A 16,355-nucleotide genomic window follows, 5' to 3' on the forward strand; every position below is an offset into this window, starting at 1 on the left:
GGCCGAAGAGTTGAAGGACAAGGCCCAGACCCAATCGGTGGAGGCCATGGTGCAGGAGTGCAAGGCGCTGCGCTCGATTGCCGAAATGATGTGGACCGACGCCTGCCGCTGAGCAGGACACCGGGAATGCCGACCGTTGGTCGGCATTCGACACTGGCTCAGGCCCGCAGCAGCAGCCGCAGGTCGTCACCGACCTGCCGCTGGTCGATCACGCGCAGGCGACGCTGTTGTTGCATCGCATGGATGCCCAGCCCCGACAACAACGGCAAGCCCTGCTCGCCCAGCAGCGTGGGCGCCTGGTACAGCAGCAGCTCATCGACCCAACCGCCGGCCAGCAACGCACCGGCCAGCGTCGCACCGGCTTCGGTGTGCACTTCATTGATGCCGCGTTCGGCGAGCAGGGCCAGCACCGCGCCCAGGTCCAGGCGGCCTTCGCGGCAGGCAACGCTGGCAAAGGCCGCATCGGCCGCATCCGGCGCACTCACCGCGGCATCGTGCAGGTACAGCGTGGGCGCCCCGCCCTCGCGCACGCGCGCGCATTCCAGCGAACGCAGGCGTGAATCGAGCACCACGCGCAGCGGCGGCACGACGTCGGTGTCGGCCAGTCGCACGGTCAGCATCGGGTCGTCGGTCAGCACGGTGTCGGCGCCGGTCAGGATCGCACCCGCACGCGCGCGCCAGTGCTGCACGTCCTCGCGCGCCGCCGCACCGGTGATCCACTTCGATGTCCCATCGGCCATCGCGGTGCGGCCATCCAGGCTGGCGGCCAGCTTCACCCGCAGCCAAGGCCGGCCGCGCTCGATGCGCGACAGGAAGCCCTTGTTGAGCTCGCGCGCCTGCGCGGCCATCAGGCCTTCGGCGACGTCGATGCCGGCCGTGCGCAGCAGGTCGAAGCCACCGCCATCCACCTTCGGGAACGGATCGCGCATGGCCGCCACCACCCGCGTCACGCCCGCGTCGATCAACGCCAGCGCGCAGGGCGGGGTGCGCCCGTAATGCGCGCAGGGCTCCAGGGTGACGTAGGCGGTCGCGCCACGCGCGCGTTCACCGGCGTCGCGCAGTGCGAACACTTCGGCATGCGGGCCCCCGGTGCGTTGGTGCCAGCCCGCGCCCACCACCTCGTCCGCGTGGGCGATCACACAGCCCACCAGGGGATTGGGTCGCGCGGTGTACGCCGCCCGTTCGGCCAGGCGCAACGCGTGCGCCATATGCAGGTGGTCGAGCGCGGAGAATTCAGTCATGGCAATGATCAGTCGGCGGCAGGCGTGCAGCGCCGATGGTAGCCCAGCCGGTGTCGCCGCGAGGCGGCCGGCCTCAGCCCTTCTTTTTCTTTTCCAGCGGGATCACGCCGCCCAGCAGCTGCAGTTGTTCGGTGCTGGCCGGCAGGTCGCGTTCGAGTTTCTCGATTTCCTCGCGGAAGTCGGCCACGTCGCCGAAGCTGCGGTACACCGAGGCAAACCGTACATACCCCACGTGGTCGAGCTTGCGCAGTTCGTTCATCACGAACTCGCCGATCTTGATCGACGGAATTTCACGTTCGCCGCAGACGCGTGCCTGCTGCATCACCGCACGCACCGCCAGTTCGATCTCGTCTTCGGGCACCGGGCGCTTCTGCAGCGCGCGATCGAAGCCGCTGCGCACCTTGCGCGCATCGAAGGCCTCGCGGCTGCCGTCGCTCTTGACGATCGCCGGCAGTTTCAACTCGATCGTTTCCAGGGTGCTGAAGCGTTCGTTGCAGGCCTCGCACTCACGCCGACGCCGGATCGTCGCCCCGTCTTCAGAGACGCGCGAATCGATCACACGGGTATCGGCATGCTGGCAGAACGGACAGTACATGGAACGCCTTGCATCAGGAAAACGTCATGCCGTGGTCACGGCAGCGTCGCAACGGTACCTGAGAAGACCGGTCCACACAAATAGCGACGTTACGCGGCGCCGTGCACAGCACCGCGCCCCCACCGCAACCACACCAACTGGGCGCTCGGGATCAGCAGCAGCGGCCCGGCCGCCAGGTAGCCCAGCGGCGCCCAGCCCCCTTGCAGGACCAGCCGGGCCACGAAGACCACCACGACCAGCGCCCCCAGGCTGCCGGCCGCCATGCCGATCCAGCCCAGCGGGCCGGTACGGCGCAGGCCGTCGCGCCCGCCGCGCAGGTAGACGATGCTCAGCCACGCCCAGGCCAGCAGACCGACGATGCCCGACAGGCCCCACGCCAGCAGCGTGACCGATTGCAGTCCACTCACATAGTTGTTGCGCGAGAAGAACACCATCACCGCGATCACGGCCAGCGTGCCGCCGGCGGCCACGGCCGGGATGCCCAGCACCAGGGCCTGGATGAAATACAAACGGCGTTGGGTGGTGTCGTCCATGAAGGTGTCCAGGCGGGAAGCAATCACCCTGCGCGGCGACATGTGGACAGGGGTCAACCTTGCCACGCACAGGCCTTTGCCGCGCATGCCGCCGGAGCAGCTGCGCGGGGGAACCAGGAACAACCGGCCGAACCAAGGGGGAGACCCCGGCGCCGGCCAGGCCCGGTCACTCCGAAGGGGCGTGCCGGTGGGAAACCAGCAGGAACCCCGGCCACAGCAGCGCCGGGCCGAACAACAACAGCATCGCCGCGCCGCCGAGCATGAACAGCTGCAGCTGCATCAGGGCCCCGAGCATCATCAGGCCCGACACGGCCAGCACGCAGCCGGCAGCCACCAGGCCCAGGGTCAGCAGCCCCCACAGCACCCGGTCCAGGACGGGCCAGCGACCCGCGCGCAGGCCCTGGCGGCCGTGCCGCAGGTAGCGCCAGCTCAGCACGACCCAGGCGATCAGGGCCAGCCAGCAGATCAGTCCCACCAGCGCCGGCCAGAACGCGCCCTCCCAGGCCCCACTGAGCATCAGCGTTGCACCGGCCCCGCCACAGACGGCACCGGGAATGCCCAACACGCCCGCCACCAGCGCGTATCGACGACGCTGGCGGCGGTCGTCCATCCTCAGCCGTAGACCGGGTACTTCGCGCACTGCGCGCTGACCGCCTCGCGCACGCGGGCGATCACGGCCTCGTCAGCCGGGGCGTCGAGCACGTCGGCGATCCAGTTGGCCAGGTCCACGCAGTCCTGCTCCAGGTAGCCGCGGGTGGTCACCGCGGGCGTACCCAGGCGCAGGCCGGAGGTCACGAACGGCGAACGCGGGTCGTTGGGCACCGAGTTCTTGTTGACGGTGATGTGGGCCTTGCCGAGCGCGGCTTCCGCATCCTTGCCCGACACGTCCTTGCCGATCATGTCGACCAGCATCAGGTGATTGCGGGTACCGCCGGAAACGATCTTGTAGCCGCGCGCAATCAGCGTGTTGGCCATCGCCTGGGCATTCTTGACCACCTGCGCCTGGTAGGTCTTGAAGGCCGGCTCCAGCGCTTCCTTGAAGGCCACGGCCTTGCCGGCGATGACGTGCATCAGCGGACCGCCCTGGATGCCCGGGAACACGATCGACTGCAGCTTCTTGACCAGGTCTTCGTCGGCGCCCTTGGCGACGATGATGCCGCCGCGCGGGCCGCGCAGGGTCTTGTGGGTGGTCGAGGTGACCACGTGGGCGTGCGGCAGCGGGCTCGGGTAGACGCCGGCGGCGACCAGGCCGGCCACGTGCGCCATGTCCACGAACAGGTAGGCACCGACCTTGTCGGCGATGCCGCGGAAGCGCGCCCAGTCCACCACCTGCGAGTACGCCGAGAAACCGGCGACGACCATCTTCGGCTTGTGCTCGACGGCCAGGCGTTCCACTTCGTCGTAGTCGATCAGGCCGGCTTCGTCCACGCCGTACTGCACCGCATTGAACAGCTTGCCCGATGCGTTGACCTTGGCGCCGTGGGTCAGGTGGCCGCCGTGGGCCAGGCTCATGCCCAGGATGGTGTCGCCCGGCTGCAGCAGTGCGAAGTACACGGCCTGGTTGGCCTGCGAACCGCTGTGCGGCTGCACGTTGGCGTAGTCGGCATCGAACAGCTGCTTGAGGCGGTCGATGGCCAGCTGTTCGGCGATGTCCACGTATTCGCAGCCACCGTAGTAGCGCTTGCCCGGGTAGCCTTCGGCGTACTTGTTGGTCAGCTGGCTGCCCTGGGCTTCCATCACCGCCGGGCTGGTGTAGTTCTCGCTGGCGATCAGCTCGACGTGGTCTTCCTGGCGCTGGGTTTCGGCGGCGATGGCCTTGGCCAGTTCGGGATCGTAGGTTTCGATGCGGACGTCACGCGGGAACATCGGTTACTCCAGGCAGGCAGAGGGGGTACAGCGCGAGCTCTGGATTGTAGTCCCCACGGCCCGGGGTGACCAATCCGGGCGCACGCCCCCCCCGCAACGCAGAACGGCGCCCCGAAGGGCGCCGTCCAGGCCGGGCCGGTTCACTGCCCCGGGCTTACCGGTTGTTGATCACGTAGTCGGCAATGATGCCGGTGGCGATGGCGACCAGCAGCAGGTTGCCGCGGTCGTCGCGGATCCAGTGATGGTCACGCGGCGGGCGGCGCACCGAGTAGCGGCTGTAGTCGTTGACCACGTACACCGGGCCGCCGTAGTACTCGCGGTAGCGGTGGCCGCGTGCCCAGCCGTAGGAGCCGTAGCCCGGGGCCGGGCGATAGACCACGCGCGGCGGCGGTGCCGGGCGGTAGTAGCCGCGGTTGTCGTAGTAGCGGCGGTCGTGGCGGGCCTCGCGGCGGTCGTCGCGCCAGTCGCGGCGATCATGCCGGTCGTGGCGACGGTCATGGCGGTCGTGACGGTCGTCATGGCGGTCGTGCCCACGCCCGCGATGGTCGTTGTCGGCGAAGGCCGGTGCCACCGTGCCCAAGGCCAGCAGCGAGGCAACGGCCCCGACCACAAATCGATTCATGCGCATGATTGGCCTCGCTTGGTGGATTGATGGCTCCATCATGCTGACGGCATCTGAACGGTTTCCGGCTGGAAACGGTTTCCATTTCAACGGCTTTGACGGCCCATTCAGGCCCCGGCAAGCCCCGCCCCGTGGGCAGACCGGCGTCTGTCATCGCTTCCGGCTATAATCGGGGGTACCCCTTTATTCATCTGTTCCTGTTCCGCCTGGAACGGGCGCAGGGTTGCGCCTTCGGAGACCTCATGTCCTCGCAATACATCTACACCATGAACCGCGTCAGCAAGGTGGTCCCGCCCAAGCGGCAGATCATCAAGGACATCTCGCTGTCGTTCTTCCCGGGTGCCAAGATCGGCCTGCTGGGCCTGAACGGCTCCGGCAAGTCGACGGTGCTCAAGATCATGGCCGGCGTGGATACCGACTTCGAGGGCGAAGCCCGCCCGCAGGCCGGCATCAAGGTCGGCTACCTGGCCCAGGAACCGGAGCTGGACCCGACCAAGACCGTGCGCGAGTCGGTCGAGGAAGGCGTGGGCGAAGTGCTGCAGGCCCAGGCCGCGCTGGACGCGGTGTACCTGGCCTATGCCGAGGAAGGCGCCGACTTCGACAAGCTGGCCAAGGAACAGGAGCGCCTGGAGGCGATCCTGGCCGCCGGCGATGCGCACACCCTGGAAAACCAGCTGGACGTGGCCGCCGATGCGCTGCGCCTGCCGCCGTGGGAGGCGATTGTGGGCACCCTGTCCGGTGGTGAAAAGCGCCGCGTGGCGCTGTGCCGCCTGCTGCTGCAGAAGCCGGACATGCTGCTGCTCGACGAACCGACCAACCACCTGGACGCCGAGTCCGTGGAATGGCTGGAACAGTTCCTGGCGCGCTACACCGGCACCGTGGTGGCGGTTACCCATGACCGCTACTTCCTGGACAACGCCGCCGAGTGGATCCTGGAACTGGATCGCGGCCGCGGCATTCCGTGGAAGGGCAACTACACCGACTGGCTGACCCAGAAGGACGACCGCCTGCGTCAGGAAGACAACCAGGAAAAGTCCCGCCAGAAGGCGATCCAGAAGGAACTGGAATGGTCGCGCCAGAACGCCAAGGGCGGCCGTACCAAGGGCAAGGCGCGTCTGGCCCGCCTGGAAGAACTGCAGTCGGTGGATTACCAGAAGCGCAACGAGACCAACGAAATCTTCATTCCGCCGGGCGAGCGCCTGGGCAATGCGGTGATGGAGTTCAAGAACGTCTCCAAGAAGTTCGGTGACCGCCTGCTGTTCGACGACCTGAACTTCCTGGTGCCCGGTGGCGCGATCGTGGGCATCATCGGCCCCAACGGTGCCGGTAAGTCGACCCTGTTCAAGATGATCACCGGCCAGGAAAAGCCCGATACGGGCGAGATCGTGGTCGGCCCGACCGTCAAGCTTTCCTATGTGGACCAGAGCCGCGACGCGCTGGAAGGCAACCACAACGTCTTCCAGGAAATCGCCGGCGGCCTGGACATCCTCAACATCAACGGCGTGGAGATCCAGTCGCGCGCCTACATCGGCCGCTTCAACTTCAAGGGCCAGGACCAGCAGAAGCTGGTGGGGTCGCTGTCCGGTGGTGAGCGTGGCCGCCTGCACATGGCCAAGACCCTGCTGCAGGGTGGCAACGTGCTGCTGCTCGATGAACCGTCCAACGATCTGGACATCGAAACCCTGCGTGCGCTGGAAGATGCGCTGCTGGAGTTCCCGGGCAACACCTTCGTCATCTCGCATGACCGCTGGTTCCTGGATCGCATCGCGACCCACATCCTGGCGTTCGAAGGCGACTCGCACGTGGAGTTCTTCCAGGGCAACTACCGCGAGTACGAAGAAGACAAGCGCCGCCGCATGGGCGACGACGCCGCGCCGAAGCGCCTGCGCTTCAAGGCGCTGAAGTAAGAAAGGAAAAACGGCCGCGCTCTGCGCGGCCGTTTGCATTTGGGCTGGTCATGGCCGTTGGTCATGACACAGGCGCGCACCGCGCAGCCGTTCCGCATTCCGGTAGGTCACGACCGTTGGTCGCGGCACCGCATCGCCACGAGATTCCACCATGTCCCTCCCCGAGCGCCTGTTCCAGCTCCAGCAGCACGGCACCACCGTGCGCACCGAACTGCTGGCCGGGCTGACCACCTTCCTGACGATGTCCTACATCGTCTTCGTCAACCCCGACATCCTGGCCACCACCGGCATGGACCCGGGCGCGGTGTTCGTGGCCACCTGCCTGGCCGCGGCGCTGGGGTCGCTGGTGATGGCGTTCGCGGCCAATTTCCCGGTTGGCATGGCGCCGGGCATGGGCCTGAACGCCTTCTTCGCCTTCACCGTGGTCGGCGCCGCCGGCCTGCCGTGGCAGCAGGCGCTGGCGGCGGTGTTCATTTCCGGGCTGGTGTTCCTGGCGCTGTCGCTGACCGGCGTGCGTGCCTGGCTGGTGGCCGGCATTCCGCCGTCGCTGCGCGCGTCGATCGTGGCCGGTATCGGCCTGTTCCTGGCCATCATCGCGCTGCAGAAATCCGGCGTGATCATCGCCAACACCGACACCCTGGTGGCGCTGGGCCCGCTCAATACCGCCCCACCGCTGCTGGCGCTGGCGGGCTTCCTGCTGATCGCGATCCTGGAAGCACGCAAGGTGCGCGGCGCGATCCTGATCGGCATCCTGGCGGTGACCGGGGCGGCATGGCTGCTCGGTGACGTGCAGTTCCACGGCCTCATCTCGCTGCCGCCCAGCCTGGCCCCCACCTTCCTGCAGCTGGACCTGCCCGGGCTGCTGCACCACAACGGCGGCGCGCCGATCGCGGTGCTGCTGCAGGTGGTGCTGGTGTTCGTGCTGGTGGAAGTATTCGATGCCACCGGCACGCTGTACGGCGTGGTCGGTCGTGCGGGCCTGCTGAAACTGCCCGGCGCGCAGAAGCGTTTCGGCCGTGCGCTGCTGGCCGACAGCACCGCCATCGTCGCCGGTTCGTTGCTGGGCACCAGCAGCACCACCGCGTTTGCCGAAAGCGCGTCGGGCGTGCAGGCCGGTGGCCGCACCGGCCTGACCGCGCTGGTGGTGGCCGCCCTGTTCCTGGCCGCGCTGCTGTTCTCGCCGCTGGCGGCGATGGTGCCCGGGTACGCCACCGCCCCTGCCCTGCTGTTCGTGGCCGGGCTGATGCTGCGCGAGCTGGTGGACGTGGACTGGAGCGACCTGACCGAATCGGTGCCGGCCGCGTTGTGCGCACTGGCGATGCCGTTCACCTATTCCATTGCCAACGGCCTGGCCTTCGGCTTCATCGCCTATGCGGTGCTCAAGGCCGGCACCGGGCGCTGGCGCGAGGTGCACCCGGCGGTGTGGCTGGTGGCCGGCCTGTTCGTGTTGCGCTACGCGCTGGAGTAAGCACGCCGCACCGTCAGCGGTCGGGTCAGTCGTACTGGATGGTGAAGGTGGCCTGCCCGTTGGCCACGCCTGCGCCCACGGTACCGGCCAGCGTCTGCACGTAGCGGGCGCGCAGGGGCAGGGTCAAGGTGCTGCTGCCGGGCGTGGTCGCCCCGAGGGTGATGCTCTGGCCGAAGCGCACCTCGCGCTCGCTGCTGCCATCGCGGCGCACCACTTCAATGCCGATCCGGCTGGCGCTGTTGGCCACCGCGCTGAGCTTGAGTACGCCGGGCAGGTTGGCGCTGTCCGGGTCGGCGTCCAGGCGGATCCCCACCTTGCTCTGGTACTCGGCCAGGTTGCTGCCCTGGCAGTCCAGGCGGATCTCGAAATCGCGGTTGACCGCCCGCGAGCCCACCCCGGTGAAGGCGGTGTTGGGCACGCTGCCGAAGTCGACCGGAATGTTGCGGCTGCCGGCCTGCACTTCGCAGGTGGGGCTGACCACGGTGGTGCCCGACCCCTTGAACGTCGAGGTCAGCACGGGACGGCTGGATCCGTTGCCATCGAAGTAATACGTGCTGAAGCGGCCGTTCGGCGCGATCGTGCCGGAACCGGTCTGCGCCGCGGTCTTGATCAGTTCGATGCGGAACATGCCGCCGGTCAGGCTGATGGTGGCGTTGCCGGCGAAGGTGATCGAATGCGGGTAGTAGGTCTGGATGGTGCCGGAATCGCGGTACAGGCGGATGCCCACGCCGGCCACGCCGGTTTCGTAGACGTTGGCAAAGCCCGGCACCGCGCGGCGCTGCGCCGCGTTGACGTACTCGCCGACCGAGCGCCCGCCGAACCGGTCGCAGCGGGCGACACTGTCGCGCCCGTTGATCGGCACGCTGAGCTGCTTGATCACGCCGCCCACCGGCGTGCCGGGCAGGATCACGATCTGCCCCATGTCCATCTGCACGTCCTGGGCGACGAAGCTGGCGGACGAAAGGCTGCACGAGGCGATGGCCTGCTGGGCCACCAGCAGCCCACCCAGCACGACGACGGCAGGCAACACCCTGCGGCCACGGGAAACGATCATCGGCATGCGGCCTCCAGTGAAATGAATCCGGTCGTCGCGGCATCGGCGTCGGCCGGCACCTGGTAGTGGAGCGTGCATTGCTGGCCCGTGCCGGCGCCCCAGGCCACCTGCAGCTGGCCCTGGTCGAGCTCGCTGCGCACGTACAGGCGGCCGCCCTGGCCGACCATGCCGACCGGTTGGCCCTGCGCGTCCTTGACCTGTGCGCCGAAGGGCAGCACGCGCCCATCGGCGTTGCGCACCTGGATCAGCAGCGCCCTGCCCTTGCGGGTATCGAAGCGCAGGTAACTGATCGCACCGGCGAACGGGGCCACCGACTGGCTGCTGCTTTCCAGCTCGACGTCATGCGACATGCCTTCCGGATCCAGGGTGACCGTGTTGAGCCGATACGGCGATACGTACGGCACCACGGCGTAGCCGCGTCCGTCGATGCGCAGGCCGGGCGCATTGGCCACGCGTGCATCGCGCGCGCCGGGTGCTTCCACCAGCACCATGGTGTCGCCGCGCTGCGGGGTGAAGGTGACACCGCCGGCATGCACGACCAGGCTGCCGTTGGCGCCGAACGAGGCCTGGCGGAAATCGCGCGCATGCCCGTAGGTTGCGTTCAGGGCGGTGTAACGGCTGCGGTACTCGGCGTTGCCCAACGCGGTGGTGCCACCGTCGCGCGTATCGGACAGCGCCACGCCGTAGCTGATGTTGTTGTCCACGCCCGCGGCACCGGTGATCCCGACGCGGCTGTTGTCGTAGCCACCGTGCTCACGCGCGCCGAGGTCGGCACTGAACGACATCGGGCGGGTGCCACGGCCAAGCGGAACACTCATCGAAAGCAGGTACTGGGTATCGGCACGGCCCAGCGCGCCTTCTTCGGTACGCAGCGCGGAGAAACCATAGTTCATCGCGCGCCAGGCGTTGTTGTAGCCCACCTGGTACTGCTTGGCGGTACCCGGGCGGTCGTAGAAGTCGCGCACCGAACCGGTGACATACAGCGCGCCCCAGCGCCGCCCCAGCGGCTGGTTCAGGGTGAGCTGGAACTGGCTGCGCTGGCGGCCGCGCGTGGTCGGATCGACGCCGCGATCATCGGCATCGCGGGCATACAGCGCATCCTGCAGGCTGTAGAAGCCTTCGGTGGAATAGCGGTAGGCGGCCAGCGTGAGGTTGGTCCCCGTCTCGCCGATCATGTTGCTGTAGCTCAACCGCATACTGGCGCCGGTACTGTCGCCGGCATGCGCGAAAGCAGTGCGTGCGTGGGTGACGTCCGCGGCGAACGCGCCCACCGGCGTGGACAGGCCGATGCCATACAGCATCGACAGGTAGCCCTCGCTCAGCGCACTGCCGCCGTAGAGGGTGAGCTGGTTGCCGATACCGCGCTGGTAGGTGCCCTGCAGCAGCCACGGCGCGTCGCGCAGCAGGTCGTTGCGCACCTGGCCGGCAGTGATCGCATACCGCGATACGCCCTGGCGCAGCATCTGCGGCACCGAGCCGAACGGCACCTTGAAGTCACGGCGTCGACCGTCGGCCTCCACCACGCTCACGTCCAGGTCGCCGCCGTAGCCGGTGGGGTACAGGTCGTCGATGACGAAGCTGCCCGGCGCGACGGAGGCCGAGTAGATCAACTGCTGGTTCTGCCGCACTTCGACGCGCGCATTGGTTTCGGCGATGCCGCGCACCACCGGCGCGTAGCCGCGCAGCGAGTCGGGCAGCATGCGGTCGTCGCTGGCCAGGCTGGCACCGCGATAGCCGATGGAATCAAACAGTTCGCCGCTGGTGTACGCCTCGCCCAGGGTCAACAGGCCGCGCACCTGCGGAATGCCGCGTTGTGCGTAGGTGGCGATGCTCTGCCAGTGGCGACCGTCGCCTTCGCTCCAGGTCAGGTTGGAGTCGTGGCGGAACTGCCAGCCCCCCACGTTCACGCCCGCGTTGAGGCCCAGGTAGGCACTGCGGTTGCGCGTGCCGCCTTCGACGCGGCTGTCGCTGTCGATGGTGTTGAAGCTGTAGCCGACGAAGCCGGCGGTGATGCCGCGATCCCACAGCTGCGGATTCACGTAGCCCCGCGCCTCGCGGCGCAGGAACGCCTGCGGAATGCTCAGGTCGTAGCGCAGGTTGCCACTGTCGAAGGTGCCGTACGCACCGGCCATCTGCTGCTGCACGGGCAGGCAGGCGGCGCTGTCGGTTGCCGCGCCTGCGCGTTGCTGGGCGATCACCGCGGCACTGTCCACGCCCAGCTCTTCGAGCAGGGGCAGGTCCATGCAGGCATCCACGCGTCCGTCGGCACTGGCCTTGAACTGCAGGTCGCGCCGGCCCTGCCAGGCGCCGTTGATGTACACATCGACGCGGTAGCTGCCGGCCACCATCGGGTTGCCGTTGGTGAACGCCCCCAGGTCGACCTGGCGGGCCTGGCCGGACAGGAAGCTCGGGTTGAACTGCGCCTGCTCGGGCGCCTGCGCCTGCGCGGGGTCGTGCTGCGCCGCCACTGGCGGCTGGCCGGGCGTGTCCGACGCGGCCGCCGCCCATCCTGGGCAGGCCACGCCGGCAACCAGCAGGCAAAGTGCCTGATGGATCGACAATGTCAATCTGTTTCCGATCACACTGACATTCCTTCAGTTCGCCGCACGGCGGCGGTGGCGGCCATCGATGGCCCGTGGTCCCTGCGGTGCGCTCAGCCCCCGGTGCTACCCAGGCCGACCGTGTGTTCGACGCGACCGCCGTAGTCGTTGATGGTGATGAAGCGGACCTGTTCGATCACACCCGGCGCCGAAAACTCGAGGCTCTGCCGGGGTCCGACCATCTTTCCCTGCGCCTCCACGGTGCGTTGGCTGCTGCCGGTCACGGCATGCACTTCGGCCAGCGTCACGTGGAAGGGACTGGGGTTTTCCACGCGCAGGCGATCGCCGTCACGGGTCCAGCGCAAGGTTGCCGGTGCGTCATTGGCGACGCCCCGCAGGCCCTGCGGCCGGTAAAAAAGTTTCAGGCGCGAGCGAAACGCGACCTGCAGGTAGTTCTGTTCGCCACCGTCGGTGTTCTGCGGCGACGGCGGTACATCCAGCACGTTCATCCAGAACACCGATTCCTGGTCGGTCGGCAGCGCGGCACCGGAAAAGATCACGCGCAGCGCCTGGCTGCGGCCGGGTTCCACACGGCTGATCGGCGGCGTCAGCACGAACGGTGCATCACTGGTATCGGCCGTCTGGTCGGCATCGCCGCTGTCGATCCATGCCTGCACCAGCGCCGGGGCGTCGCCGACGTTGTCTACCTGCACGGTAACTTCGCGCGCCTGCGCCGGATAGATGATCCGGGTGCCGTTGACCACCACACCGGCCAGGGCGTCCTGGCAAAACAGTAGCGTCGACGCTGCCAGCAGCAGCGCCCGGGGAAAGAGGGCTTTCATCGGAAGAACTACGCTCGAGGGATGCGGCCAAGGCCAGGACGCACGGGCCGGCGCGAACGCTGGCCCGTGCGGAGTGCGGCAACGATCAGTTGTAGATGATCGTGTACTTGACGCTGCTGGCGACTTCGCCCGGCGTGGTGGCGGCCGTGGCGTAGTACTCGGCGGCGTAGTTCAGGTTCGCACTGCCGTCGGCGGCAACGGTCACCCACTGCGAGTTGTCCTGGGCCTGGTTGGTACCGGCAGCCTTGATCGGCAGGAACTGGTTGTTGGCGCCCAGCAGCTGCAGCTGCACGTTGCCGGCGGCGTTGGCAGCGGCCTGGTTGTTCAGGCGGCCACTGTTGAAGTCAACGGTCGCACCCGGCTCGAAGTACGTGGCGACGTTGCCGGCGCTGCACTTGGTCAGGTTGATGGCAAACGGGGTACGGCCCGCAACGGCACCGGCCACAGCCAGCGTGTTCTTGGACACGGTCGGCAGGTTGACGGCGAAGTCCTTGCCACCCGGGGTGGAGATCGTGCAGGTCTTGTCGGTGATCTTGCCGGTGAAGTTGATGGTGCCATCGGCCGCGTGGGCAGCTACGGGAGCTGCTGCCAGCAGCAGGACCGCGAAAAGATTCATTTTGCGCATTGCTTCTACCTAACCCTACTGGATGTGGAACTGCGTAGAGGAGGAGCAAGGAGCACTGCGGGGCGTTCCCCGGGGGGACCCATCCTTGCGTCACACCTGTCTCGTTTACCCATCAACCCGGGTAACCGTGACGCAAGTGTAACTATAAATGTGATGCAAAGCACACTTTGGCGTCAAAACTTTGATCCGCCACGCCAGGACATTGACGCGGCAAGCATGCCCCCTGCGCGACACTCGGTGCGCGTTCCGCCTGTCCCGCTTCCGAAATCCGCTTTTTCTTTGCGCCCCATCACAGTTCTTTCTGTCCGTGCTTCAGCCCCGTCAACGCCGGTCGTTAACAGGGATACCCAGAGCCAGAGAACGTGCCATGAGAGGCCTGCTATTCGTAATGTCGGTGCTGTTGTCGTGCGCCAGTGCCCCGGCACTGGCCGACGGTGGCGTTGTGCGCTTCAGCGGACGCATCGTCGACCCCGGCTGCACGCCCGCGGTGCAGGCCGAGCGCCAGGAGATCACCTTCAGCGGCTGCCCGCTGGCCGCGCAGGGCGCGCGCCTGGCGGTGACCTCGCTGCAGAATGCCGCGACGGTGCCGCTGCGCGATGCGCGGCAGCGCAGTGAGGTACTCACGGTGGCCGCCGGCGCACTGAGCACCGACGCCTTGTCGTTCTCCAGCCGCTACCGGATGGAAGGTGGCGCGGCGTTGCGCGGCGCCTACCTGGTGCGCATCGACTACCCCTGAAGCGGCGGCAGCTCGAACACCTGGCGCAGGTAGGCCAGGTAACCGGGGTCGTCGCACATGCTCTTGCCCGGCGAATCGCTGAGCTTGGCCACCGGCTGGCCATTGCAGCGGACCATCTTGATGACGATGTTGAGCGGGGTCGGCCCCAGGTCGTTGGTGAGGTGCGTGCCCACGCCGAACGCGACCTGGCAGCGCCCACGGAAGTAGTCGAACAGCTGCATCACCTTCTCGATGTTCAAGCCATCGCTGAAGACCAGCACCTTGCTGCGCGGGTCCACGCGGCGGTCCTTGAAGTGCGCGAGCATGCGGTCGCCCCAGGCGAAGGGGTCGCCGGAGTCGTGGCGCACGCCATCGAACAGCTTGCAGAAGTACATGTCGAAATCGCGCAGGAACGCATCCAGCCCGACCACGTCGGACAGTGCGATGCCCAGATCGCCGCGGTATTCGCGCGCCCACGATTCCAGCGCGGCCACCTGCGAATCGCGCAGGCGCGGGCCCAGGGCCTGGAACGCCTGCAGGTACTCGTGGGCCATGGTGCCGTGCGGGGTCATGCCGTACAGGCGCGCGAAATGCACGTTGCTGGTGCCCACGAACTGCGCCCCCAGCGCGTCGCGCATCATCGGCAGCATGCGCGCATGCCATTCACGCGAATAGCGGCGGCGGCTGCCGTAGTCGGCGATGCGGCACAGCTCGAAGCCGGGGGTGTCGCGCAGCAGCGCGGTCTTGGCCTGCAGGCGGCGCTCGCCTTCGGCGAAATCGGCGGTGGTGGTGTTGCGGAACCAGACTTCGTTGATGATGGCCAGCAAGGGCACTTCAAACAGGATGGTGTGCAGCCAGGGGCCGGTGATGTCCAGTTCGATCTCGCCGGGCACGCTGGCCGACGGTCGCAGCTGGATGTACTTGCGGTCCAGGTGGAACAGGCCGAGGAAATCGGCGAAGTCCGGTTTGACGAAGCGCAGCCCGCGCATGTACTCCAGCTCTTCAGCGGTGAAGCGGAGCTGGCACAGGTGGTCGATCTCTTCGTTGATCTGGTCGATGTAGCTGGCCAGGTCGATGCCGGGCGTGCGGCACTTGAACCGGTACTGGACCTGGGCGCCGGGATGCTGATGCAGCACCGCCTGCATCATGGTGAATTTGTACAGGTCGGTGTCGAGCAGGGACTGGATGATCATGCGGTGATTATGCGCCCGCGTGGATGTACCCACCAACGGTGGGTACCTACCGGGCGCGCAGCAGCCGTGGAATCTGCACCACCGCGTGGGCCCAGATCGCGGCGAACACCGCGCCCTGCACCGGCAGGCTGCGCTGGCCGGCTTCAAACTTGCGGAAGTAGCGCCACAGGCCACGGTGCTTGTGCCATTCCACGAAGAATGGACGCGAGCGGCTGGACACCCCGCGCACGTGTACCGCCTGCAGGTCGTTGGCGATCGCCACCAGCGCGCCGGCCTGGCGTACGCGACGGCACAGGTCGAGGTCTTCGGCGTGCAGCCGGTAACCGGCGTCCCAGCCGCCGATGCGGTCGAACAGGGCGCGCGGCATCAGCAGCAAGGCCCCCGACAACGCCGGCACCGGTTGCAGCGGCAGGCTGTGGTCGACCGGGATCGCCAGCCTGGCGCCCTGCCCCGGCGAGCGCAGCATGGCCCCGAAGTCCGGGTCGCGACGGCGCACGGCCGGGTCGGGCTGGCCCTGCTCGTCCACCTGCTCGATCCCCAGCAGGCAGTCGCCGATGGCCATGCCGCGTTCGCACAGCTGGGCCAGGGTGCCGGGGTCGAGCAGCAGGTCGGGGTTGATGAAGGCCAGCCACGGTGCGCGGCTGTCGGCCACGCCCTGGTTGTTGGCGGCCGCGAAGCCGGGGTTGTCCGGGTTGGCGATGAAACGCACGCGCGGATCCGCGGTGGCGTGGCGTTGCACGATATCCAGGGTGGCATCGGTGGAGCCGTTGTCCACCACCCGGATCTCGACCACGCCGTCGGCCACCCGCAGCCGGGACAGGCAGGCATCCAGCGTGCTCGCGCTCTGGTAGCTGACAACGATCGCGGCGATGGCAATGCTCAAGCGGGTGGCTCCGGAAGGGACGCAGGCGGCGGGGCGAACAGGTCGCCCTGCGAACGCGGCATTATCGCCTGCCGGTGCAGCTGCTGCAGCGTTTCGCGGGTGCTGCGCAGCGGGTCGGCCATCAGGAACGCGGCCAGGCGGGGCTGCCAGCCCGGCCAGCGCGTGCCCAGCGCATCCATGTCGCCCTCGAAGGCCGTGGCTTCGCCCGCACGCGCCACGAAGGCGGTTTCGCACAGTGCATTGCGCCAGCCCAGCCCGGCCATGCGCAGGC

General features: G+C 67.8%; 15 protein-coding genes and 1 pseudogene. 3 read left to right on the forward strand and 13 right to left on the reverse strand.

What is annotated here, in order from left to right; genetic code table 11:
• Nucleotides 1–158 precede the first annotated feature (158 nt).
• The 6 genes from ribD to DBR34_RS09910 form a co-directional block, all read right to left on the reverse strand.
• On the reverse strand, nucleotides 159–1,241 hold the full coding sequence (ribD, locus tag DBR34_RS09885; RefSeq protein WP_128096659.1) for a bifunctional diaminohydroxyphosphoribosylaminopyrimidine deaminase/5-amino-6-(5-phosphoribosylamino)uracil reductase RibD: 1,083 nt from the start codon (nucleotides 1,239–1,241) through the stop codon (nucleotides 159–161).
• A 73-nt stretch (nucleotides 1,242–1,314) separates the two neighbouring features.
• A complete protein-coding gene (gene nrdR / locus DBR34_RS09890; RefSeq protein ID WP_038690528.1) occupies nucleotides 1,315–1,836 on the reverse strand; it encodes a transcriptional regulator NrdR in 522 nt (173 codons plus the stop codon).
• Between the two features lie 89 nt (nucleotides 1,837–1,925).
• Entirely contained in the window at nucleotides 1,926–2,396 is a 471-nt protein-coding gene (locus DBR34_RS09895; RefSeq protein WP_219928254.1) for a hypothetical protein, read from the reverse strand.
• 139 nt (nucleotides 2,397–2,535) lie between these two features.
• On the reverse strand, nucleotides 2,536–2,979 hold the full coding sequence (locus DBR34_RS09900; RefSeq protein WP_128096661.1) for a hypothetical protein: 444 nt from the start codon (nucleotides 2,977–2,979) through the stop codon (nucleotides 2,536–2,538).
• A 2-nt stretch (nucleotides 2,980–2,981) separates the two neighbouring features.
• Nucleotides 2,982–4,235 carry a serine hydroxymethyltransferase gene (gene glyA, locus DBR34_RS09905; RefSeq protein ID WP_128096662.1) on the reverse strand — a complete coding sequence of 418 codons (1,254 nt, stop codon included), beginning with the start codon at nucleotides 4,233–4,235 and terminating at the stop codon, nucleotides 2,982–2,984.
• A 154-nt stretch (nucleotides 4,236–4,389) separates the two neighbouring features.
• Complete coding sequence (locus tag DBR34_RS09910) at nucleotides 4,390–4,863, reverse strand: RcnB family protein (protein ID WP_128096663.1); 474 nt, start codon at nucleotides 4,861–4,863, stop codon at nucleotides 4,390–4,392.
• 236 nt (nucleotides 4,864–5,099) lie between these two features.
• Between DBR34_RS09910 and ettA the strand changes: the two genes are divergently transcribed.
• Together ettA and DBR34_RS09920 are read left to right on the forward strand one after the other, a co-directional pair.
• Nucleotides 5,100–6,764, forward strand: coding sequence for an energy-dependent translational throttle protein EttA (gene ettA / locus DBR34_RS09915; protein WP_128096664.1), 1,665 nt, complete (start codon nucleotides 5,100–5,102; stop codon nucleotides 6,762–6,764).
• Nucleotides 6,765–6,915: 151 nt separating this feature from the next.
• On the forward strand, nucleotides 6,916–8,232 hold the full coding sequence (locus DBR34_RS09920; RefSeq protein WP_128096665.1) for an NCS2 family permease: 1,317 nt from the start codon (nucleotides 6,916–6,918) through the stop codon (nucleotides 8,230–8,232).
• 25 nt (nucleotides 8,233–8,257) lie between these two features.
• On the opposite strand, the gene DBR34_RS09925 is transcribed toward DBR34_RS09920, so the two are convergent.
• From DBR34_RS09925 to DBR34_RS09940, 4 genes are all read right to left on the reverse strand, one after another.
• A complete protein-coding gene (locus DBR34_RS09925; protein ID WP_128096666.1) occupies nucleotides 8,258–9,292 on the reverse strand; it encodes a fimbrial protein in 1,035 nt (344 codons plus the stop codon).
• The gene (locus DBR34_RS09930) at nucleotides 9,283–11,847 is read right to left on the reverse strand and encodes a fimbria/pilus outer membrane usher protein (protein WP_128096673.1); all 2,565 of its coding nucleotides are present in this window, start codon (nucleotides 11,845–11,847) and stop codon (nucleotides 9,283–9,285) included. Before DBR34_RS09930 ends, DBR34_RS09925 begins: the two co-directional genes overlap by 10 nt.
• Nucleotides 11,848–11,939: 92 nt before the next feature.
• Nucleotides 11,940–12,668 carry a molecular chaperone gene (locus DBR34_RS09935; RefSeq protein WP_128096667.1) on the reverse strand — a complete coding sequence of 243 codons (729 nt, stop codon included), beginning with the start codon at nucleotides 12,666–12,668 and terminating at the stop codon, nucleotides 11,940–11,942.
• 85 nt (nucleotides 12,669–12,753) lie between these two features.
• On the reverse strand, nucleotides 12,754–13,293 hold the full coding sequence (locus tag DBR34_RS09940; protein ID WP_128096668.1) for a fimbrial protein: 540 nt from the start codon (nucleotides 13,291–13,293) through the stop codon (nucleotides 12,754–12,756).
• A 367-nt stretch (nucleotides 13,294–13,660) separates the two neighbouring features.
• On the opposite strand from DBR34_RS09940, the gene DBR34_RS09945 reads away from it, so the two are divergent.
• Complete coding sequence (locus DBR34_RS09945) at nucleotides 13,661–14,029, forward strand: DUF1120 domain-containing protein (protein WP_128096669.1); 369 nt, start codon at nucleotides 13,661–13,663, stop codon at nucleotides 14,027–14,029.
• Here DBR34_RS09945 and pncB read toward each other — a convergent pair.
• The 3 genes and pseudogenes from pncB to DBR34_RS22555 form a co-directional block, all read right to left on the reverse strand.
• Nucleotides 14,020–15,201: a nicotinate phosphoribosyltransferase gene (gene pncB / locus DBR34_RS09950; RefSeq protein ID WP_128096670.1), complete on the reverse strand. Its 1,182-nt coding sequence runs from the start codon at nucleotides 15,199–15,201 to the stop codon at nucleotides 14,020–14,022. The two genes, DBR34_RS09945 and pncB, sit on opposite strands and share 10 nt — an antisense overlap.
• Nucleotides 15,202–15,247: 46 nt before the next feature.
• Nucleotides 15,248–16,084, reverse strand: a complete 837-nt coding sequence (locus tag DBR34_RS09955) for a glycosyltransferase family 2 protein (RefSeq protein WP_128096671.1) — start codon at nucleotides 16,082–16,084, stop codon at nucleotides 15,248–15,250.
• Nucleotides 16,081–16,355, reverse strand: a pseudogene (locus tag DBR34_RS22555) (glycosyltransferase); the annotation flags it as partial. The pseudogene DBR34_RS22555 and the gene DBR34_RS09955, both read right to left, overlap by 4 nt.

The organism is Stenotrophomonas sp. HMWF003 (assembly GCF_003061285.1).
Taxonomy (GTDB): domain Bacteria; phylum Pseudomonadota; class Gammaproteobacteria; order Xanthomonadales; family Xanthomonadaceae; genus Stenotrophomonas; species Stenotrophomonas maltophilia_AP.